Source organism: Kribbella pratensis, from assembly GCF_004366075.1.
In the GTDB taxonomy this organism is placed as follows: Bacteria; Actinomycetota; Actinomycetes; order Propionibacteriales; family Kribbellaceae; genus Kribbella; species Kribbella pratensis.
This window is the reverse complement of the sequence record NZ_SODU01000001.1, coordinates 2835054-2854098: the sequence shown is the minus strand read 5'-3', so window position 1 is coordinate 2854098 and position 19045 is coordinate 2835054. Positions and strand designations below refer to the sequence as shown.

General features: G+C 69.3%; 17 protein-coding genes. 11 read left to right on the top strand and 6 right to left on the bottom strand.

The annotated features are described in order from the left end of the window. The first annotated feature begins 144 nt into the window (after nucleotides 1–144). The 4 genes from EV137_RS13710 (at nucleotide 145) to EV137_RS13695 (ending at nucleotide 4387) form a co-directional block, all read left to right on the top strand. Nucleotides 145–1203: a LacI family DNA-binding transcriptional regulator gene (locus tag EV137_RS13710; protein ID WP_133997358.1), complete on the top strand. Its 1059-nt coding sequence runs from the start codon at nucleotides 145–147 to the stop codon at nucleotides 1201–1203. Beyond that, nucleotides 1200–2612 carry a glycoside hydrolase family 32 protein gene (locus tag EV137_RS13705; protein WP_134128955.1) on the top strand — a complete coding sequence of 471 codons (1413 nt, stop codon included), beginning with the start codon at nucleotides 1200–1202 and terminating at the stop codon, nucleotides 2610–2612. Before EV137_RS13710 ends, EV137_RS13705 begins: the two co-directional genes overlap by 4 nt. A 41-nt stretch (nucleotides 2613–2653) precedes the next feature. Then, nucleotides 2654–3613 (top strand): family 43 glycosylhydrolase, encoded by a 960-nt coding sequence (locus tag EV137_RS13700; protein ID WP_134128953.1) that lies wholly within the window; start codon nucleotides 2654–2656, stop codon nucleotides 3611–3613. A 75-nt stretch (nucleotides 3614–3688) separates the two neighbouring features. Beyond that, nucleotides 3689–4387, top strand: a complete 699-nt coding sequence (locus EV137_RS13695) for a hypothetical protein (RefSeq protein ID WP_133997347.1) — start codon at nucleotides 3689–3691, stop codon at nucleotides 4385–4387. A gap of 11 nt (nucleotides 4388–4398) precedes the next feature. Here EV137_RS13695 and EV137_RS13690 read toward each other — a convergent pair whose 3' ends face one another. Continuing rightward, nucleotides 4399–5754, bottom strand: coding sequence for a dihydrolipoyl dehydrogenase family protein (locus tag EV137_RS13690; RefSeq protein ID WP_133997343.1), 1356 nt, complete (start codon nucleotides 5752–5754; stop codon nucleotides 4399–4401). Nucleotides 5755–5913: 159 nt separating this feature from the next. Here EV137_RS13690 and EV137_RS13685 point away from each other — a divergent pair, with 159 nt between their 5' ends. From EV137_RS13685 to EV137_RS13675, 3 genes are read left to right on the top strand one after another with little or no spacing between them, the layout of a single operon-like run. Further along, nucleotides 5914–6081 (top strand): muconolactone Delta-isomerase family protein, encoded by a 168-nt coding sequence (locus EV137_RS13685; RefSeq protein ID WP_133997340.1) that lies wholly within the window; start codon nucleotides 5914–5916, stop codon nucleotides 6079–6081. A gap of 1 nt (nucleotide 6082) precedes the next feature. After that, nucleotides 6083–7555, top strand: a complete 1473-nt coding sequence (locus tag EV137_RS13680; protein WP_134128951.1) for a DHA2 family efflux MFS transporter permease subunit — start codon at nucleotides 6083–6085, stop codon at nucleotides 7553–7555. A gap of 21 nt (nucleotides 7556–7576) precedes the next feature. Beyond that, complete coding sequence (locus EV137_RS13675; RefSeq protein ID WP_133997334.1) at nucleotides 7577–8305, top strand: SDR family oxidoreductase; 729 nt, start codon at nucleotides 7577–7579, stop codon at nucleotides 8303–8305. Here the strand turns inward: EV137_RS13675 and EV137_RS13670 are convergent. After that, a complete protein-coding gene (locus EV137_RS13670; protein WP_202870913.1) occupies nucleotides 8302–11091 on the bottom strand; it encodes an ATP-binding protein in 2790 nt (929 codons plus the stop codon). The genes EV137_RS13675 and EV137_RS13670 overlap by 4 nt on opposite strands. A 173-nt stretch (nucleotides 11092–11264) precedes the next feature. Here EV137_RS13670 and EV137_RS13665 point away from each other — a divergent pair, with 173 nt between their 5' ends. Beyond that, entirely contained in the window at nucleotides 11265–12035 is a 771-nt protein-coding gene (locus EV137_RS13665) for an SDR family NAD(P)-dependent oxidoreductase (protein WP_134128949.1), read from the top strand. Here EV137_RS13665 and EV137_RS13660 read toward each other — a convergent pair. After that, the gene (locus tag EV137_RS13660; protein ID WP_134128947.1) at nucleotides 12032–12820 is read right to left on the bottom strand and encodes an alpha/beta fold hydrolase; all 789 of its coding nucleotides are present in this window, start codon (nucleotides 12818–12820) and stop codon (nucleotides 12032–12034) included. The two genes, EV137_RS13665 and EV137_RS13660, sit on opposite strands and share 4 nt — an antisense overlap. 98 nt (nucleotides 12821–12918) lie before the next feature. Between EV137_RS13660 and EV137_RS13655 the strand changes: the two genes are divergently transcribed. Together EV137_RS13655 and EV137_RS13650 are read left to right on the top strand one after the other, a co-directional pair. Then, the gene (locus EV137_RS13655) at nucleotides 12919–13413 is read left to right on the top strand and encodes a SigE family RNA polymerase sigma factor (RefSeq protein WP_133997322.1); all 495 of its coding nucleotides are present in this window, start codon (nucleotides 12919–12921) and stop codon (nucleotides 13411–13413) included. Further along, a complete protein-coding gene (locus EV137_RS13650) occupies nucleotides 13410–14300 on the top strand; it encodes a hypothetical protein (RefSeq protein ID WP_134128945.1) in 891 nt (296 codons plus the stop codon). Before EV137_RS13655 ends, EV137_RS13650 begins: the two co-directional genes overlap by 4 nt. Nucleotides 14301–14324: 24 nt before the next feature. Here the strand turns inward: EV137_RS13650 and EV137_RS13645 are convergent, their stop codons facing one another. Further along, entirely contained in the window at nucleotides 14325–15473 is a 1149-nt protein-coding gene (locus EV137_RS13645; protein WP_166679860.1) for an MFS transporter, read from the bottom strand. A 155-nt stretch (nucleotides 15474–15628) separates the two neighbouring features. Here EV137_RS13645 and EV137_RS13640 point away from each other — a divergent pair, with 155 nt between their 5' ends. Next, nucleotides 15629–16513, top strand: coding sequence for an aminoglycoside phosphotransferase family protein (locus EV137_RS13640; RefSeq protein WP_134128941.1), 885 nt, complete (start codon nucleotides 15629–15631; stop codon nucleotides 16511–16513). A 13-nt stretch (nucleotides 16514–16526) separates the two neighbouring features. On the opposite strand, the gene EV137_RS13635 is transcribed toward EV137_RS13640, so the two are convergent. Together EV137_RS13635 and EV137_RS13630 are read right to left on the bottom strand one after the other, a co-directional pair. Beyond that, a complete protein-coding gene (locus tag EV137_RS13635; RefSeq protein ID WP_134128939.1) occupies nucleotides 16527–17738 on the bottom strand; it encodes an MFS transporter in 1212 nt (403 codons plus the stop codon). Then, nucleotides 17735–19039, bottom strand: coding sequence for an ATP-grasp domain-containing protein (locus EV137_RS13630; protein WP_238175277.1), 1305 nt, complete (start codon nucleotides 19037–19039; stop codon nucleotides 17735–17737). Before EV137_RS13630 ends, EV137_RS13635 begins: the two co-directional genes overlap by 4 nt. Nucleotides 19040–19045: the final 6 nt, after the last annotated feature.

Below are 19045 nucleotides of genomic sequence, written 5' to 3'. Positions count from 1 at the left end.
CGCTCGGGCGGCCCGGCGCGCCGCCCAATACGTATTGACCCGGGACGGTAGCAGCGGTGTACGGTGGGGCGCAATACGTATTGGGCCGATTCGTGATAGTTAATGGCTGCGGTTGACAGGCCGCGCATCGTTAAGGAGGGGCCAATGGCGAAGCAGTCGGACGGCCGGCCGAAACGCGTCACGATGACCGACGTCGCCCGACGCGCGGGGGTGTCCCAGCCGACCGTCTCGTTCGTGCTCAACGACCGCCGCGACGTCGCGGTGGCCGAGGAGACCAGGCGGCGCGTGCTCCAGGCCGCGGCCGAGCTCGACTTCGTCCCCAACCGGGCGGCCCAGCTGCTGCGGTCGAACAAGTCGTTCACTGTCGGCGTCGTGACCAGTGGGATCGTGTCCCAGCCGTACGCCGGTCTGATCGTGCTCGGCCTGCAACAGGTCGTCCAGCCGGCGGGCTACGTGTGCATGGTCGTCGACACGACAGACGACCCGGGGCAGGGCGACGACGCGGTGGCGAGCCTGGTCGGGCAAGGAGTCGCCGCGATCGTGTACGCCTCGCTCTCGCCCAAGCCGCTGCACCGCAGCCCGCGCCTCGACGGGATCCGGACGATCTTCGTCAACTGCTGGCCCGAGGAGGGGCACGCCGACACGATCCTGCTGGCCGACGAGTACGCCGGTGGGCGCGCCGCGGCGGCGTCCGTCTTCGAGCGCGGGCATCGCGAGGTCGCGTTCCTCGGCGGCATGCGGAACGACTATGCCTGCAAGGAACGCCGGCGCGGATTCGACGACGCCGCGCGGGCGGCCGGTCTGCGTCCGGCCGACCTCGTCCATCGGTACGGCACCTACCAGATCGGGAACGGGTACGACCTCGCGACCGAGGTGATCACCGAGCATGCGCCGACAGCCTTGGTCTGCGGGAACGATCGAATGGCGATCGGCGCGCTGCTTGCCCTGCATGCGCTCGGGCTGGAGTGCCCGCGGGACGTCAGCATCGTCGGCTTCGACAATCAGCCCGATGTCGCGGACCAGGTCCGTCCGGGCCTCACGACCGCCGAGCTGCCGCACCTGATGCTGGGCCGACGGGCAGGCGAGCTCGTGGTGGCCGGCCCGGACGATGCACCCGAGCGGGTGATCGTCGACTGCCCACTGATCGAGCGTGAGTCGGTCGGTGATCCGCCGCGCCGGCGACCACGGGTTACTGCGAAATGAGCCACTGGCGCCCGTCGTCGGGCTTCGTCGGTGATGTGATCCCGTTCAGTCACGCCGGCCGGATCTGGCTGTTCTACCTGCTGGACGAGCGTCCGGAGGACCCGACCGCCGGTGCGAGTGGGATGCCGTGGGCGTTGGTGTCCACCACGGACTTCGTGCAGTACACGGACCACGGCGTCGTACTGCCGGCCGGGGATCGGGACGCGGTCGATTTCGACTGCTACACGGGCAGTGTGGTTGCCGATGGCTCTCAGCTGCATCTCTTCTACACCGGGCACAATCCGCGGCGCGGGGACGCGAACGGCTCGTACCAAGTCGTCTGTCACGCGATCAGCGACGGGGATCCGACGCGATGGACCAAGCTGCCCGAGCTTTCTTTCGGTGCGCCTGCAGGCCTTGTGCCGCAGGACTGGCGGGATCCGTTCGTGTACCGGACCGCAGCCGATCAGCCGTGGCAGATGATCCTGGCGGCACGGTACGCCGATGCGCCGGATCGCCGGTGTGGAGTTGTCGCGCGATTGACGTCGACCGACCTGGAGCAGTGGACGATCGCGGAGCCGTTGTGGGAGCCGCACCGGTTCGTCACGCAGGAGTGCCCGGACGTGTTCCAGTGGGGCGACTGGTGGTACCTGGTGTACTCCGAGTTCACCGACGCGTTCCAGACCCGTTATCGGATCGCGCGCGGGCCGGATGGTCCGTGGCTCGCGCCGGGGCGTGACACTGTCGACGGGCGGGCGTTCTACGCGGCCAAGTCGGTCGAGCACGAGGGGCGCCGGTTCTTCATCGGCTGGATCCCCACAAAACAAGGCGATTCCGATGCCGGCCGGTGGGAGTGGGCCGGTGATCTCGCCGTACTCGAGGCGCATCAGGAGGACGACGGGACGTTGGCGTTCGGACTTCCTGCGGAGGTCGTGGCGACGTATTCCGACGTACAGCAGGTGAAACTCGACGTCGAGCCTGCTCTTGATCGGTACGCAGCGTGGGTCGGGGAGGTCGCGCCGGAGCGGTGTCTGATCACGCTGACCGTTGACGTCGAGGCCGGCACGCAGGCTTTCGGGTTGCTGTTGCACGCCAGCGCCGACGGGGAGGAGGCCACCGTCGTACGACTCGAGCCGCAGCGCAACCGCATCGTCCTCGACCGCTGGCCCCGCGGGCGAACGGGTCCCGCCCAATGGCAGGTCGACGGCGACGTCCCGTACGTCGTGGAACTCGAACGGGCCTGTCCGCTCCCACCCGGTCGGCACGCGGTGCAGATCCTCCTGGACGGCACCACCGGTCAGGCCATCGTAGACAACCGAGTAGCCCTGACCTTCCGCCGCTACGAACTGGGCCCAGGCCACCTCGGCCTCTTCGTCACCGACGGCGCCGTAGACCTCGTAGAACTCCAGGTGGCCCGGCCGGCGGGTTAGATTGCGGGGGCCTCGTCCGCCCAGGGTTTGTGGAGGTTCTCGTGCGTCGTATTGTGCTGGCTGTTGTGATGGCCCTCGTGGGGCTGATTGTTGTGCAGCCGGGGGCTGCGCAGGCGGCTGGGCCGAGTAGTGTGCGGCGGGTTGGAAGTGAGGACTTCGCCGATCCCGGGTTCGCGCACCTTGGCTCGAAGTACTACCTGTTCCGGACCGGCGCTGGATACGGCACGCGCTGGACGACGAGCAGTGGCTGGTCGGCGATCCACAAGTCGATGGCGACGATCCCGGCCTGGGTCGACCACGGCAAGCCGCTGCTGTGGGCGCCGGAGGTCTTCCAGAGTTCGGACAGCCGCGGCGCGTTGTACGTCATGTACTTCACCGGCGAGTCCGCGTCGCGGCACGTGCACTGCATCGGCGTCGCGACCTCCCGTCGTCCGGCAGGGAACTACACCCCGGGTGCCAAGCCGGTCGTCTGCTCGCCGTGGGTTTCGCGCGGCTACGAGGCGATCGACCCGGCGGCGTACCGGGCCAAGGACGGCAAGCGGTACCTGATCTACAAGAGCGACTACCGCAACGCGTCCGGCTTCCAGATCCGCGCGGTCCAGATGGACACGCAGACGGGGACGCGCGTGGTCGGCAAGAGCATCGCCAAGATCGTCAGCTCGACGAAGATCGAGGGCCCGTCGGTGATCGCGCACGGCGGCAAGGTGTGGCTGTTCGCCTCCCGCGGCGACTACATCAACTGCTCCTACAACACCGACGTCTGGTCCGCGAGCACCTTCTGGGGCGGTCGCTTCACCCGAGTCAAGACCCTGATGACCACCAAGTCGACCCGCCTCTGCGGACCGGGCGGCGCCACCGTCATCAACGTCGGCGCGACCACCCGGATCGCCTTCCATGCGTACGTCGACGCGAACCACAACGGCGTGAAGGACTCGAGCAAGCGCCAGGCCTACACCGGTGTCCTCAAGTGGGACGGCGCCGGCCGCCCGTACCTGGCCTGACAAAGAACGGACCGCCGGCTACCGACCGACGCCGCCTGCGCGGTGCCCCGCGACTCTTGTGCCAGGGTGGCTCGCATGAATGATGAACGGACGCGGCAGACCCGTCCGGCCGAGCCCCGATTGCCGGCTGCTGTCGCGGTGATGGCGGCGATCGGGCTGTACGCCGTACTGCCCAGCGCTCTGCAGATCGGGCCACGGTTCGTGATCCCGGCGCTGGAACTGCTGCTGTTCGTTCCCCTGGTCCTGGCCAACCCGCGCCGGATGAGCAAGGAGAACCGCTTGCTGCGACGGCTGTCGATCGGCCTCGTGCTGCTGATCGCGCTGTCCAACACGACTGCCCTCGTGCTGCTGATCCGGTCGCTGGTTGCAGGGGAGGCGACAGCGGGTGGTCAGTTGCTGGCAGCCGCCGGCCAGGTGTGGCTGACGAACGTTCTCGTGTTCGCGCTCGCGTACTGGGAGCTTGATCGGGGCGGTCCGGTCTCGCGCTTTCGGGTCGACCGGCCGGGATTGCCTGCTGCCGACTTCCGGTTTCCCCAGGACGAGGACCACGACGCGATCAGTGAAGTGGCGCGGCGGTCCTCGGCCAGGTCCGGCTGGACCCCGGGATTCATCGACTACCTGTTCGTGTCCGTCACCAACTCGTCGGCCTTCAGCCCCACCGACACCATGCCGCTGACCGTTCGGGCCAAGCTGCTGATGGCGGTCGAATCGGTCTCGGCCCTGATGCTCTCGGTCCTGGTCGTCTCCTTCGCCGTCGGACTCCTCGGTCCCTGACTACCGGGTAGTCAGCGGGCGGCGATCTGGGTTTCGAGGTCGCGCAGCGCGTGCAGGAAGGCTTCGGAGAACGTCGGGAACGGCTGGATGACGTCGAGGAGCACGGGGAGCGGGACCTTCGCGCGAACGGCGAGGGTCGCTTGTTGCAGCCATTCGCCGGCTTCCGGGCCGACGGCGTACGCGCCGGTGATCACGGTGCCGTCGGAGACGAGGGTGAGGAAGCCCGGCTGCGTATCGTACGAGCGCAGGTACGTCGAGGTTCGCGGCACCCCGGACAGCTGGACGGTCGCCACGAACGCGCCGTCCGCGGCGCCGACGGACGCGGCCTGCGGGTAGCTGTACACGACGCGCGGCACCGCTTCGTAGCTCGCCGTACGTGGGGTTCCAAGGATGTTGCTCGCGGCAACACGGCCTTGGTACTCGCCGACGTGGGTCAGCTGCCAGAGCCCGGTGACGTCGCCGATCGCCCAGATGCCCGGAGCTGCCTGGAGTGTGTCGTCGACCGGGATGCCGCGTGGGTCGGGATCGATGCCGACGGTGTCCAGTCCGATGCCGTCGACGCGCGGCCGGCGACCGGTCGCGACCAGGATCCGGTCACCTGTCACCTGGGTCCCGTCGCTGAGGTCGACGACGTACGTCGATCCCGCGAGCGCGGCTCGTTCCGCGCCGATGCCGACCCGGACGTCCACGTTGTCGGCGGCGAGTGCGGTGGCGATCGCCTCGCCGACCGCTCGCGGCTCGCGGGTCAGCAGGTGTTCGCCGCGCTCGAGGAGCGTCACGGCCGTGCCCATCCGGGCCAGCGCCTGACTCATCTCGACGCCGGTGGCGCCGCCGCCGAGGACGAGCAGCCGGTCCGGTACCTCGACCATCCCGGTGACGTCGCGATTCGTCCACACGCCGGGAAGATCCGCCAGCCCGGGGACCGGCGGGATCATCGGGTCGGCGCCGGTCGCGACCACGATCGCGTCGGCGGTAAAGGTCCGGTCGTCCACCGCGACCGTGTGCGGTCCCGCGAGCCGGCCGTGTCCGCGCAGTACCTCGATTCCGGCGCCCTTGGCCCACGAGACCTGCCCGGAGTCGTCGTAGCCGGACACCATGAAGTCCCGCCACGCCAGGGCCGCGGCGACGTCGAGGGAACCGGTGACGGCCTCCCGGGCACCGGGCGCGTCGAGGGCCTCGGCCAGCGCCTCGCCCGGGCGCAGCAGGGTCTTCGACGGGATGCAGGCCCAGTACGAGCACTCGCCGCCGAGCAGTTCCCGCTCGACGACGGCGACGCGCGCCCCACCCTTGGCCAACGTTGCGGCGCAGTGTTCTCCCGGGGCGCCGGCCCCGAGCACGATCACGTCGTACTCGTGCTTCCTGTCCATCGCGGACTCCTTTCGCTCGGGTTCAGATTCACCCGGACCACGCGCCCGTCGGGCCAGTGAGTGTCCCTGGTCCCCGGCAACCAGTGACAGTCACGGGGGTGATCCCCGCCGCCGAAGCCACATCGTGGACGCGAGAACATCCACGAGCCGGAGGCGGAGATGGAATTCCTCGTCACGATGACCACCCGGGTGCCGGACGGAACCACCGACGCCGCGGACCTGGAGACGGTCCTGGCCTCGATGCCGTTGCGCATCTGGCGGACCGACGAGGTGACCCCGCTGTCGCCGCACCCGAACGATCCGGCCGCGGCTGACGGGAGGGTGTGAGATGACAGCCAGCGACGAGCGGGCGGCGTACTCGGGGGTCGCGGTGCGTGGGCGGGCCGGGGCGCTGCTGATCGCGGCGACGGTGCTCGCCTCGATGGTCGGCTTCATCGACGCGTACATGGTCAACGTCGCGATTCCGGCGATCGGTCGCGACCTCGGGACCGGGGTGAGTGGGCTGCAATGGGTTCTGACGGGCTACTTGGTGACCGTCGCCGCCCTGCTTCTGCTCGCCGGTGCGTTGGCCGACCACTTCGGCTGGCGCCGGATCCTGATCACCGGTCTGGTCGTGATGCTGATCGGGTCGCTGTGCTGCGCGGCAGCGCCGAACACCGCGGCGCTGATCGCCGCGCGGGTCGTGCAAGGAGCCGGTGGAGCAATGGTCGTGCCCAGCAGCCTGGCCTTGCTCAACGGCACCTTGCGCCCGGCGGACCGCGCCAAGGGGATCGGCATCTGGGCAGGGCTGTCGACTCTCGGTACGACGCTCGGTCCGTACGGCGGCGGGTGGTTGATCGACCATGGCTCCTGGCGCTACGTGTTCCTGCTGAACGTTCCGCTGATCGCAGCAGCGTTGTGGGTACTTCACGGCGTACCGGAAGTCAGCCGCCCACGCCGGGAGCTCTCGGTCGACGTGACGGGAGCTCTGCTGACCATCCTCGGCCTGGGCGGTGTGATTTACGCGCTGACAGCAGGTCCAGCCGCCGGATGGGGGAGCGCCAAGGTGCTGGTGCCGGCCGGCGTCGGCGTGGTCTGCCTGGTCGTACTCATTCCGGTGGAGCAACGGCGGCCGGCGCCCATGGTGCGTACGGCGCTCTTCCGGATCAAGCAGTTCGTCGCGATCAATGCCGCGACTCTCCTCTTTTACGGAGCCCTGTCGGCGGCGAGCTACCTGGTCGTCCTGCAGTGCCAGCTACAGCTGGGGTACAGCGCCACCGAGGCAGGTGCGGCGTTGATCCCGGAGTCAGCCGTCTTCCTGCTCGTCTCGCCGTTCGTCGGTGGCCTCGTGGCTCGCGTGGGCGTTCGTGGGCCGATGGCTGTCGGCATCCTGATCGTGGCCGGTGGATTCGCGTGGTTGTCGGCGGCGAGCCCCGGCGAGAGTTACCTGCACGCGATCCTGCCGGGCGCTTTGCTGTGGGGTCTCGGTATCGGTCTGACCGTCGCACCGCTCACGGCCGGCGTACTGGCTGCTGTCGACGACACCGACCTGGGCGAGGCATCCGCGATCAACGACGCCGCCTCCCGTGTCGGCGGCGTCGTGCTGATCGCGCTCGTCCCGGCCCTGCTCGGCGTCGGCGGCTCGGACGACCTCGTCCAGCCCCTCGCGCACCGGTACCAGACGGCGATGCTCGTGATGGCCGGCCTGAGCGTCGTTGCCGCGCTGATCACCTTCCTGTACGTCGCACGCGGCCGCCCGCCCGCCACCCAACTGCCGGCGACGCCGCGCGTGCACGGCTGTGCGGTACCGGTGTCCAACTGACCTGATGAACTGGAGAACACGATGAGCGACAGACTCGACGGGCAGCTTGTGGTCGTGATCGGCGGAAGTTCGGGGATCGGACTGGCCGCCGCCCACCAGGCCCACGCGGCCGGCGCCCGGATTGTTGTCACCGGCCGCGATCCCGAACGACTCGCCAAGGCCGCCGCCGAGGTCGGCGCCGAGAGTGCGCCGACCCTGGACCTGGGCGATCCGGAGCGTCTCGAGCAGGTCTTCGCCGACCTGCCCGCAGAGCTCGACCATGTCCTGGTGAGCGGCGGCGGACCGTTCTACGCACCGATCGCCGAGCTGGACTTCGAACGGGCGCTGCGCCTCCTCGACGAGGATCTGCTCGGAGCTCTGCGGATCGCCCGGCTCTGCATCGGGCGCGTTCGTCCCGGCGGTTCCCTCACGCTCATCAGCGGCACCGGCGCCCGCCGGCCAGGCGTCGGCCTGAGTCTCGCCGCGATCGGAACCGTCGGACTGCAGGCGATCGCCGCCAACGCCGCACTGGAACTTGCCCCGGTCCGCGTGAACGCCGTCGCGGCTGGGTTCGTCGACACACCGTTGTCGGCGCGGCTGCTCGGAGATCAGCTCGAACAGCGGCGGGCGGAGCTGCGCGACACGCTTCCGATCCGGCGGGTGGTCGGTCCGGACGACGTGGCCGCGCTGATCATCCACCTGATGACGAACACAGCACTCACCGGTGCGACGTACGACGTCGACGGCGGTCAGCAACTGCTCCGGAACTAGGTCGCCTCGTGGCCGGTCTCGGGCAGCGCCTCGCGCAGCTGTCTGCGCGAGCTGATCGAGAGCTTGTCGAAGATCTTGCGGAGGTGCCACTCGACCGTGCGGGGACTCAGGAACAGCCGGGCGCCCACTTCGGGGTTCGACAGTCCGTCGCGGACCAGCGAGGCGATCTGGAGTTCCTGCGGAGTGAGCCGGCTACCCGCGGCCGGTCCGCTCGCTCGTCGGCGTACCGTCTCTCCGGTCGCCTGCAACTCGCGACGCGCCCGCTCGGCGAACGCAGCCATGCCGATCGACGTGAACAGGTCGTACGCGTTGCGCAGTTCCGCCCGTGCCTCCCCCCTGCGAGTACGACGCCGCAGCCATTCGCCGTACAGCAGATGGGCACGTCCCAGGTCCGGGCGCAGCCGGGTGCCGGTCAGTTGCTCGATCGCCTCGAGGTACGCACCCTCGGCGGTCGCGCCGTCGTCCAGCAAACCCCGCGCGCGAGCCTCGATACCGCGGCCCCAGCGCTCGTCGGTGTCCAGCGTCTTCGCCTGCAGCTGCTCGAGTGCGGCAGCTGCCTCGCGTTGACGTCCGCTTCGTGCGGCCGCCTCGATCTGCTCACTGAGCGCCCACGACGACACGAACAGCTCCGGCGTGTCCTCGCTCGCCGAGATCGCCCACGGCAACGCCTCGTCGTGGCGGCCGAGACCATTGAGTACGACGGACCTCGCCCAGCGCGCGTACTGCGCCGCCGTACCCTGCCCTTCGGCGGTCGCGCTCGCGATGGTCTCGTCGATCAACGGGAACGCCTCGTCCGGGCGTCCGCGCAGTGCTGCCAGCACCAGTCCGCCGTACGGCAGCACGTGCGTGCCGGTGGCCTCTCGGACCGCGTCGGCCTCGGCCCGGAGCGAGGTGGCTTCGGCGAAGTCGCCGGCCAGGGCGACGACCTGGCCGAGCACGTTGACACCGACAGCCAGGACCGCGAGCGCACCGGCGCCACGTGCCACTTCCACCTGCCGGGTGGCGGTGGACCGGCATGCTTCGAAGTCCCACGCGGTCGCGGCCGCCGCGGTGGCCATCCATCCCCAGCGCAGCACCTCCTCGGTCGAGGCCTTCTGCTCACCGAACGCGGTGGCAGCCTGCTTGAGCAGCGGCACCGCACGAGACCGGCCCTCGGCGAACAGCAACGCGAAACCGTCCAGCAGCAGATCAGAACTTCGCGTGGAGCTGCCGGACCGCGGCGCTGCCTCGGCTGCCAGCGACACCTCGCGCAGACCGGTGCCCGCGGCCAGCTGACCTGCGAACAGGGCGGCGCTCCAGGCATCGAGGTAGGTGTCGCGAGCGAGCTGTACGTCGAGTGTTTCGAGGGTCTTGGCGGCACGCAGGAGCAGGCCAGGCGCGTCCCGGCCACGCTGTTGCGCGTACGCCGCCTCGGCGCGGAGCAGATCGATCCGGGCCCGCCCCAGGTCGTCGAGCTTCCCTGCCTCGGCCGTCGCCAGCAACGCCCACGCGGTTTCGAATGCGCCGGCCTGCAGACTGGCGTGCGCGCCGGCCAGCGCGCGCTCGGTCCGCCGGACCGGATCACGGGTGAGGGCTACCGCGCGCTGCAGGAACGCAGCCGCGGCAGCGAATCCGCCTCTGGCCTGAGCGCGGTCGGCGGACCGCTCCAACTCCAGAGCGACGTCCTCGTCAGGTCCGATCGCGGCTGCGGCCAGATGCCAGGCGCGCCGGTCCGGGTCTGCTGCCGAGTCCGTCGCGCCGGCCAGCGCCAGGTGCACTGCGCGGCGGTCTGTCTCGGAGGCCGATCCGTACAGCGCTGACCGGACCAGCGGGTGGCGGAACGTCACCCGCTCGCCCAGGCTGAGGAGTCCGTCGATCTCGGCGAAGGCCGCATCGATGCCTAGGTGGTCTGCGGCCCGCCGGACGAGCACCGGATCGCCGATCGGCTCGGCCGCCGCGACCAGAAGCAGCTGCCGGGTCGGTGCGGGCAGGGCATCGGCCTGCCGCAGGAAGCTCTGCTCGATGCGTCCGGGCAGACCCTGTCCGCCGAGCAGGCCGAACCCTGCCGCGAGCTGCGTGGCCGTCAGGCCGCGGGGCAGTTCGAGCAAGGCCAGCGGGTTACCGCCGGTCTCGGCCACGATCCGCTTGCGGACCGGTTCGTCGAGCAGGAACTCGACAGCTGATCCCAGCAGCGCGTGTGCCTCGTCAGCCGGCAACCCCTCGACCTGGACCTCAGGGAGACCGTGCAGGTCCACTCCGATCTCGCGGGCGCCGAACAACAACCCGACCGATTCGGCGCCGATCCTGCGGGCGACGAACCCGAGCGTCTGCGCCGTCGCCGTGTCGAGCCATTGCGCATCGTCGACGACGACCAGGACCGGCTGTTCTCCGGCCAGATCGGAGATCAGGCTCAGCACTGCGAGTCCGACCATGAAGCGGTCCGGAGCGGGACCTGGCGCCAGCCCGAACACCGTCGCGAGCGCCCGGCGCTGCGGCTCCGGGATCCGATGCAGGCGATCGAGCAGCGGCGCGCACAGCTGATGGAGTGCCGCGAACGCCAGCTCCATCTCCGACTGGACGCCGGCCGCCCGCAGCGTGCTGAGGTCCGCTGCGGAGTCGGTCGCGTAGGTCAGCAACGCGGTCTTCCCGACCCCGGCCTCGCCCCGGACGACGAGTACCCGGCTGGTGCCGTTGCGGACCTCGGCGAGCAGGCGGTCGAGGACGGCCCGCTCGGCCCGCCGACCGAGCAGTCTTGCAGGTCGAGTTCGCTCCGCCTCCTGGCCGCGGACGCCGTCTCCACGTTCCACAGTCCGCCGCCCTCCAGCGGTGCGCCCGACCTCAGGCCCATCGCAGTCTCCCCGACCCGCAACAGCCTAAGACCACAGACGCACTACCGGAAGCGGGCTCGGGCTGGGGTGCCATGGTCAGCCGCGGGGACCGGTGACAATGTCGGGATGACTATCGAAGCGGTTGTTGTGTGATGGGGGTTCTCGACAAGTTCTCGCTGGTCGGGCGGACGGCTCTCGTGACGGGTGGGTATCGCGGGCTCGGTCGTGCGTTCGCGACCGGGTTGGCCGAGGCCGGTGCGGATGTGGTGATCGGAGCGCGCGACGCCGCGGCCTCGCAGCAGGCGGCCGAAGCGCTGGCGGGCGACACCGGACGGACGGTGGTCGGTGTCGGCCTCGACGTGAACGACCGGGCCTCCGGCCGGGCGGCGATCCAGGCGGCACTGGACGCGACCGGGCGGTTCGACATCCTGGTCAACAACGCCGGGGCGTGCGTTCACCGGCCGGCGCTCGACGTACCCGACGACGAATGGGACGCGGTCTTCGCCACGAACGTCGACGGCTTGTGGAAGCTCAGCCAGGAGGCGGCCCGGCATTTCACGACGGTCGGCGGCGGCACCATCGTCAACATCGGGTCGATCTCCGCGCAGATCGTGAACCGTCCGCAGTGGCAACCGGCGTACAACGCCTCCAAGGCCGCGGTCCATCAGCTGACCAAGTCCCTGGCCGCGGAGTGGGCGCCGTTGAACATCCGCGTGAACGCCGTCGCCCCGGGCTACGTGAAGACCGAGATGGCGCCGGTCGACGAGCCAGAGTTCAAGGCCCGCTGGATCGACGACGCCCCGATGCGGCGGTACGCCGTACCCGAAGAAATCGCGCCCACCGTCGTCTTCCTGGCCTCGCCGGCCTCCAGCTTCATGACCGGCTCAGTAGTGGTGATCGACGGCGGCTACACCCTCCACTAGCGGTATCGGTCGAGGAACGCGGTGAGTTCTGCGAGGTACTGCGGACGCTTGTCGCGGCGTACCGAGTGGCCGGCGCCGGCGATATGTGCCGCGCGGAACTCGCCGGCTGCTACTTGGGCGCAGCGGTCCGCGTACTCGGTGGAGATCAGTGAGCCGCGTTCGGTGTCGCCGTGGATCAGCAGGACCGGGCAAGTGATCTCGGCGAGCAGGTCGGTCAACGGGCCGGCGTCGCGGAACGTCAGATCGAACAGGTGCGGGTTGACCTGCGCCTTGGACACGGCCCAGGGCTCGAGTTCGTCGTCGGGCCAGTCGGGGTCGTTGGATCGGCCCTTCGCGATCCGTGACGGCAGGTCGAGTGCCCGGACCTCCGCGAGCCAGTTCGGCTCGGACCACGGTTGGTCGGACCGGTCGCCAGGGGTTCCGGTCGGCGGGTCTTCCAGCACGACCGCACGGACCAGGTCCGGCCGGGACGCGGCAAGGTGCGCGGCTGCCATCGCGCCCATCGAGTGGCCGACCACGACGATCCCGCCGTCCTGGGGCTGGCTCGACAGCACGAGGGCGGCATCGTCGCGGTGTGCCTCGTAGCGAACAGGTTCGTCCGGGAGCCCGGACTCACCGTGCCCGCGCGCATCGATCGCGAGCGCGCGGATCCCGGGCATCGCGCGGATCACCGGCTCCCAGCACTGCGCAGAGTCCGAGAACCCGTGCAGGAACAAGACCTCGGCCGGCGCCTCATCGGTCCGGTACCACGCCAGATGAGCCGTCCTGCCTCGCACACCGAACATGGTTGTGACCCTAGCGCGTGTGCGAGGTTCCACCTGCGGATGCAACCAACTTCCGCCCCGGAGGCGTGTCTAACCCGGTATCGAGGATGGGAGATCGGATGAGTGATCGGGACGCGGCGTTCGAGGCGTATTTCGCGGCACGTTCCGATGCCATGCGCGGCACGGCGTACCTGCTCTGTGGCGACTGGCATCGTGCGGAAGACCTGGTGCAGCAGACGTTCACGAAGATCTACCTGGTGTGGCGGCGGATCCAGCGGCACGAGGCGATGGACAGCTACACCCGGCAGACACTCATCCGTACCTTCCTGTCCGAGCGGCGCCGGGGGTGGTTCCGGCACGAGTCGGTCGCGTCCGAGGCGACCGATCGGGCGGCGCCGTCGGCCGACTTCGCCGACGAACGGCTCGTGTTGCTGGAGGCACTCGTGAAGGTGCCGCCGAGGCAACGTGCCGTACTGGTCCTGCGCTACTGGGAGGACCAGTCCGTCGAGCAGACGGCTGAGCTGCTCGACTGCTCGGCCGGAACTGTCAAAAGCCAGGCCGCGCGCGGGCTGGCGACACTGCGTGGACTGCTGGAAGAGGAGAGGGTTCGATGAACGAAGAGGATCTCAACGAGGCACTGCACGACGTGATCGTGCGGAGCAGCCCACCGCCGTCGATGGATCCTGCGCACGCTCTCGAGCAGGCCCGCCGGGCGCGCAAGCGGCGCAGGGCGACATGGGCCGGGCTCGCCGTCGTACCGCTGGTGGTTGGCGTCACGGCCGGTCCCGCACTGTTCACGAACTACACCGGTCACCGGTCGGTGGGCCAAATGGTGGCGGGCGGGCCGGGTACACCGTCGGCATTCCCGCCGTCGGCATCCGCGTCGCAGCCAGTCTCCACAGTGGCGCCGACGACTGCGCCGAAGACCCGGAAGACTGGCGACCCGTGGCCGGAGGGCCAGGCGGACCGCACGGCGAGCGCGGGTCCTCGCGCCGACCGGGCCGTGAAACTCATGAACGACCTGACCTCGTCACTACCACCGGGGTTCACTTCGCCGGACCTGAAGTACCCGGGCGGCGGTCCGATGAGATGGCCGCAGAGCCAGTACGCGTCCAGTGACGGGGAGCCGGACTACTGGGAGTACTCGGCCTCTATCCCGGTGCAGAAAGACAACCGGGTCGGCAAGTTGCTGGTGCTGTCGACCACGCCCAACGGCAAACCGGCGACCGACCCATGCACGTTGGCGAAGGGCTTCTGGGGCGGGACCGGCACCTGCGACCTCGTGGACGTCGGCGGCAAGAAGGTCGGCGTACTGACCGCCAAGGGACGCGGCAGCTATGACCAGTGGGCAGCTTACCGGTACGACGACGGCACCGTCGTGTATTTCGCACAGGCCAAGAAGAGCGACCGCACGGAGCGATCGCCGCTGACCCAACCGGTGTTCACTGCCCGCCAGTTGGCCGAACTGGCGACCTCGCCGAAGTTCAAGATCAGCACCTGACGATCGTAGGGCACCTGCTGGTTGTCAGTCGCGGATCGGTGTGGCTCGGCATCGGTGCGCTGCCAGGATCTCGCGGCGGCGTGCCGATGGCGGGCAGAAGACGACGGAGATCGCGACCACTGAGGCCGCCGCGAGCAGCGTGGCGGGGTAGCCGGATCGGTTGATCAGGAGTCCCGCCGCGGCTGGACCGGCGATGGTGCCGATGGTGAGTGCGGTGTTGACTGCGGCGAGCCCGGCTGAGGGGCGTGAGGCGAAGACGTGGGCACTCCAGATGCCCTGGGTCGCGACCACCGCACTGTAGAAAGCACCGAACAACGCCGCGGCCAGCAGGGCGATGATGAACTGGCGGGCTCCGACCGCGATCAGGACCAGTGCTGCGGTGAGTAGTGCGCATGCGCCGAGGTAGCTGTTCCGCAGGCCGATGCGGTCGACGACCGATCCGCTGAGCGAGGCGAGGAGGCTGGCGGCACCGCACACCGCGTAGGCACTCTTGGCTTCTCCGGCTGCAAGCCCGGCTGTGTGCAGGGCCTCGACACTGAAGGTCCACCACACAGCGCTGCCCGCCCCGATGAGGACGGAGGAGAGCAGCAAGGGGCGGGACTTCGGGCAGACGAACCAGGTCCAACTCAGCTGTGGCACCTGGGGCCGGCGCGAGTCTCGACCTCGCGATGGTGCGCACACCGTCGCGAGGACTCCCGCGCCGACCGCCAGGACGACGAACACCAGCCAGGCGAGCCGCCAGTCCTCTCCCAAGCCGATCGCGACCGGTCCTCCGATCGCGACTCCCCAACCGGTTCCTGAACTGATCGTCGACCACACAAGGGCACGCCGAGCCGCAGGCACGTGCTGATCCACGATGTCGGCGTACGGCGGGAATGCCAGACCGGCCGCGGTGCCGGCGACGACCACGCCGACCTGTGCGGCCAACGAGGTGCCGGCTGCCGCGACGATCGTCATCCCGATGGCCGCGAGTGCCGCCGCGAGTCCGATCGGCCATCGCGGTCCCAGCCTGACGGTCATCCAGATCACGGAAAGATTCGCGATCAGGTACGACGCGTACCCGGCCGAAGCGGTCAGCCCCGCGGCGCGCGGTGTGATGCCCAGGTCGGCCTGCATCTGTGGCAACAGGAGCCCGTATCCGTAGCGTGCGAACCCGAAAGTGACCGCGATCATCGCGACACCAGGCACGACGGTCCGCAGAACGTGCCCGTTTCGTACCGATGCCCCAGGGCGGGCCGCAGCTTCGCTCATCGTCCCGCGCCAGTACCCACTACCTGCCGAGTCAAAATGAGTGCTGTTTGTGGTGACTGTCGTGTAGGTATGGGCCTGTGCACGACGACCAGGTGGACGTGACGACCGAAACCGTTGCGTCCTTGATCCAGCAACAGTTCCCTCAGTGGAAGGGCGAGGCGATTCGACCCGTGCCCTCGACCGGGACGGTCAACGCCATCTTTCGCATCGGGAACGACCTCTCTGCGCGTTTCCCATTGCGTCTGGTCGATGCTGCCGAGGCGTTGGCGGTTCTGGAACAGGAAGCCGAGGCGAGCGCGGAGCTGGCGCAGGTGTCTCGCTTCCCCGTTCCGGAACCCGTCGCCTTCGGACAACCTGGAGCGGATTACCCCATGCCGTGGGCGGTCCAGACCTGGCTGCCGGGAACGATCGCCTTCGATGCCGACCCGAGTACGTCGGACGCTTTTGCCGAGGACCTTGCGGCCTTCATCGCGGCCCTGCGGGACGTGGAGACGCGGGGGCGGCTGTTCAGCGGCGAAGGTCGTGGCGGCGTTCTCGCTCACCACGACGACTGGATGGCGAAGTGCTTCGAGGAGAGCAAGGGGCTGCTCGACGTACCTCGGCTGCGCCAGGTGTGGAGCCATTTTCGGGAGTTGCCACGCACGGCTCCGGACGTGATGAGCCATGGTGACTTGATTCCCGGCAACGTACTGGTCGCGGGAGACCGGCTCAGCGGCGTACTCGACACCGGCGGCTTCGGCCCGGCCGACCCCGCGCTGGATCTGGTCAGTGCCTGGCACCTGCTAGAGCCAGGCCCGCGGGAAGTGCTCCGACGGGCGCTGGGCTCTGACGATCTGGAGTGGGAGCGCGGCAAGGCCTGGGCGTTCGAACAGGCGATGGGCGTCGTCTGGTACTACGTCGAGACCAACCCGACGATGAGCAAAATGGGCCGCCGAACCCTCGACCGCATTTTGGAGTCGTGATGGACCTGGTCGGTCAAGCAGCGCCGCGGCGGGGGAGGCAGAGTTGCGCGGCCAGGAGGCCGGCTGCGGCGACCACGGCCCACAGTGTCCAGGGACCGATCGCGTAGAGCGCTCCGCCGATGAGGGGGCCGGCGCCCGTGCCGGCCGTGTACGCGACGCCGTACAGGCCCTGATAGCGGCCGACGAGCCGTGGCGGCGCCAGGCTTCCCAGGTACGCCGCGGCGACCGAGCTGGACATCATCTCGCCGAGGGTCCAGATCAGCACCGTGACCGAAAGCAGCACCATCCCCGTCATCAAGCCGGTCAGCGCGAGGCCGGCACCGATGAGCAGGTTGCCGATGGCAAGGACGTACTCCGGTCGGTACCGGGAGACCGCGCCGGTGATGGGCAACTCCAGCGCCAGCACCACCAGACCGTTCAACCCGATGAGCAGACCGAAGTCGCGCGCGCTCAGGCCCACTTCGGTGACGTGCAGGGGCAGGCCGACGGTCGACTGGATGTAGACGAACTCCCCGACCACGGTCATCAGCAGGAATCGCACCAGCCGGCGGTCGGCGAGCGCCCGCCGGTATCCAACCGCCGTGTCTGCCGGCGAGTCCGCGTCGTCCGGATCGGTCTGCTGCCGAGGTGCGTCCCGCAGCAACACTGCCACGACGACCCCGAAGAGCAGACACGCGACGGCATTGCCGACGAAGAGCTCCACATATGAGGTGCTGGCCAGCACACCGCCGATGACGCCGCCCAGGGCAGCGCCGACGTTCATCGCGAACCGGAACACGGCGAACGCGGCTAGTCGTTGCTGGCTCGTCCTCACGGAGTCGAGCAGCGCCGCGGCCGCGGCCGGCCGGTAGACCTGCGACGTCACGCCGATGAGCCCGACCACTGCGGTGATGATCGGGAACGGTCCGAGGAACGGCACGACCGCGGTCAGCCCGGCGGTGGTCACGGCGGACAGCACGATGGTCCAGCGCCGGCCGATCCGGTCGGCGAGGTAACCACCGAACGCGCTGCCGAGAACGTTGCCCAGACCGGCCACGCCCAGCACGAGACCCGCGGCACCGGCGGAATAGCCGCGCTCGGTCAGGTAGAGCACGATGAACACGGGCAGGAAGTTGCCGACCCGGTTGACCAGGATGCCGAGACTGATGATCCAGACCCGCGCCGGCAGGCCTCGGAGCGCGTCACGGAACCGGGACTCGTCGACGCCCCGCTGATCCGTATTCATGCAAGCGGCTCTGTGCGTATGTCGACCGCCGCGGCCAGCCGCCTGGCGTGGGCGACCGCTTCGGTGCGAGTGGCGCCGCGGGCGAGGATGTGACCGACCTTGTCCTCGTTCCAGGTCAGGGGCGGTACGTCGTCGCCAGGTCCCACCTTCAGCTGAAGGTCGACGTACGCCGGGTCGGCTCGGACGGCGTCGAGTCCGGTCACCTCCACGATCCGTCCCGGCTCCGGAGTGAGGAATCGGATGGCTGCTCCGCCGCGAGGTCGGGGTGCCGCGGTCAGCGGCTCCACGACGTCGAACCCGGCGCCGAGCGCGTACCGCTCCATGTCGACGCCGTAGGCGATCTCGGTCAGGTCGTTGATCCTGTCGCCGCCGATGCGGTTGTGCGACTCGACGATCCGCGGGCCACGCGAGGTCAGCTTGACCTCGGTGTGCGCTGCACCGTTGCGCAGCCCCACTGCGTCGAGGAAGTCCGTCACCAACTGCCTGACCTCGTCCAAGGTCTCGGGCGAGCAGTCGCTGGGCTGCGAGTGTCCGAGCTCGACGAACCCCGGACCGGTCTCCTTGTCGGTCAGCGCGACGACAACATGCCGGCCGTCGAAGCTCAGGGTCTCCACGCTGATCTCCGCGCCGTCCAGGTACTCCTCGATGAGGAACTCGCTGAACGAGTCGGCGAAGGACAGGTCCTTCGCGGTCCAATGTCCGTCGTCGAGGGCCCGGAACCGCTCGGTGACGGAGTCCACCTCGTCCTGGTCGCGGATGCGGAAGACTCCCAGGCTGCCCGATTCGCGGATCGGCTTCACGATGACCGGCAGTCCGTGCGCCTCGACGAACTCCTGGATGTCCCGCGCGGAGCGGCCGACCGCAGCGGCTACCGGGCTCACGCCACTGGCGGCCAACTGCTGGCGCATCCGCCACTTGTCCAGCAGCAATTCCACAGTGGCGACGGACTCGCCGCCGAGGCCGAGCGCCTCGTTGACTCGTGCCGCCGGCAACAGCCCGAGCTCGTACAGCGACACCGCCGCCTGGAACGGGTACGCCTCGTGCAGGGCGCGGACCAGCGGCAGCAGCCGGTCGACGTCGCCGTAGTCGAGCAGCAGCGCCTGGTCGACGTACGGCCAGTGACCGCGGTCGTACTCGTCGGGGAACTGGACGTGCACCACGTCCAGGCCAAGCTCGCGGGCCTTGCGCACATGGTCGAGCTTGCCGCCGATGACCAGGACGCGAGGCCGTGCGGCGGTGACCGCCGAGGACCGTTGGCTGGTGGAGACGACGTGGTCGGACACCGTGGCTTCCTCTCTCACGACTTG

Bases quoted from the DNA above. Each gene is read 5' to 3' on its own strand.
- EV137_RS13710 (WP_133997358.1), top strand. From the start codon at position 145: ATGGCGAAGCAGTCGGACGGCCGGCCGAAACGCGTCACGATGACCGAC.
- EV137_RS13705 (WP_134128955.1), top strand. From the start codon at position 1,200: ATGAGCCACTGGCGCCCGTCGTCGGGCTTCGTCGGTGATGTGATCCCG.
- EV137_RS13695 (WP_133997347.1), top strand. From the start codon at position 3,689: ATGAATGATGAACGGACGCGGCAGACCCGTCCGGCCGAGCCCCGATTG.
- EV137_RS13690 (WP_133997343.1), bottom strand. From the start codon at position 5,754: ATGGACAGGAAGCACGAGTACGACGTGATCGTGCTCGGGGCCGGCGCC.
- EV137_RS13685 (WP_133997340.1), top strand. From the start codon at position 5,914: ATGGAATTCCTCGTCACGATGACCACCCGGGTGCCGGACGGAACCACC.
- EV137_RS13680 (WP_134128951.1), top strand. From the start codon at position 6,083: ATGACAGCCAGCGACGAGCGGGCGGCGTACTCGGGGGTCGCGGTGCGT.
- EV137_RS13675 (WP_133997334.1), top strand. From the start codon at position 7,577: ATGAGCGACAGACTCGACGGGCAGCTTGTGGTCGTGATCGGCGGAAGT.
- EV137_RS13665 (WP_134128949.1), top strand. From the start codon at position 11,265: ATGGGGGTTCTCGACAAGTTCTCGCTGGTCGGGCGGACGGCTCTCGTG.
- EV137_RS13660 (WP_134128947.1), bottom strand. From the start codon at position 12,820: ATGTTCGGTGTGCGAGGCAGGACGGCTCATCTGGCGTGGTACCGGACC.
- EV137_RS13655 (WP_133997322.1), top strand. From the start codon at position 12,919: ATGAGTGATCGGGACGCGGCGTTCGAGGCGTATTTCGCGGCACGTTCC.
- EV137_RS13650 (WP_134128945.1), top strand. From the start codon at position 13,410: ATGAACGAAGAGGATCTCAACGAGGCACTGCACGACGTGATCGTGCGG.
- EV137_RS13645 (WP_166679860.1), bottom strand. From the start codon at position 15,473: ATGATCGCGGTCACTTTCGGGTTCGCACGCTACGGATACGGGCTCCTG.
- EV137_RS13635 (WP_134128939.1), bottom strand. From the start codon at position 17,738: ATGAATACGGATCAGCGGGGCGTCGACGAGTCCCGGTTCCGTGACGCG.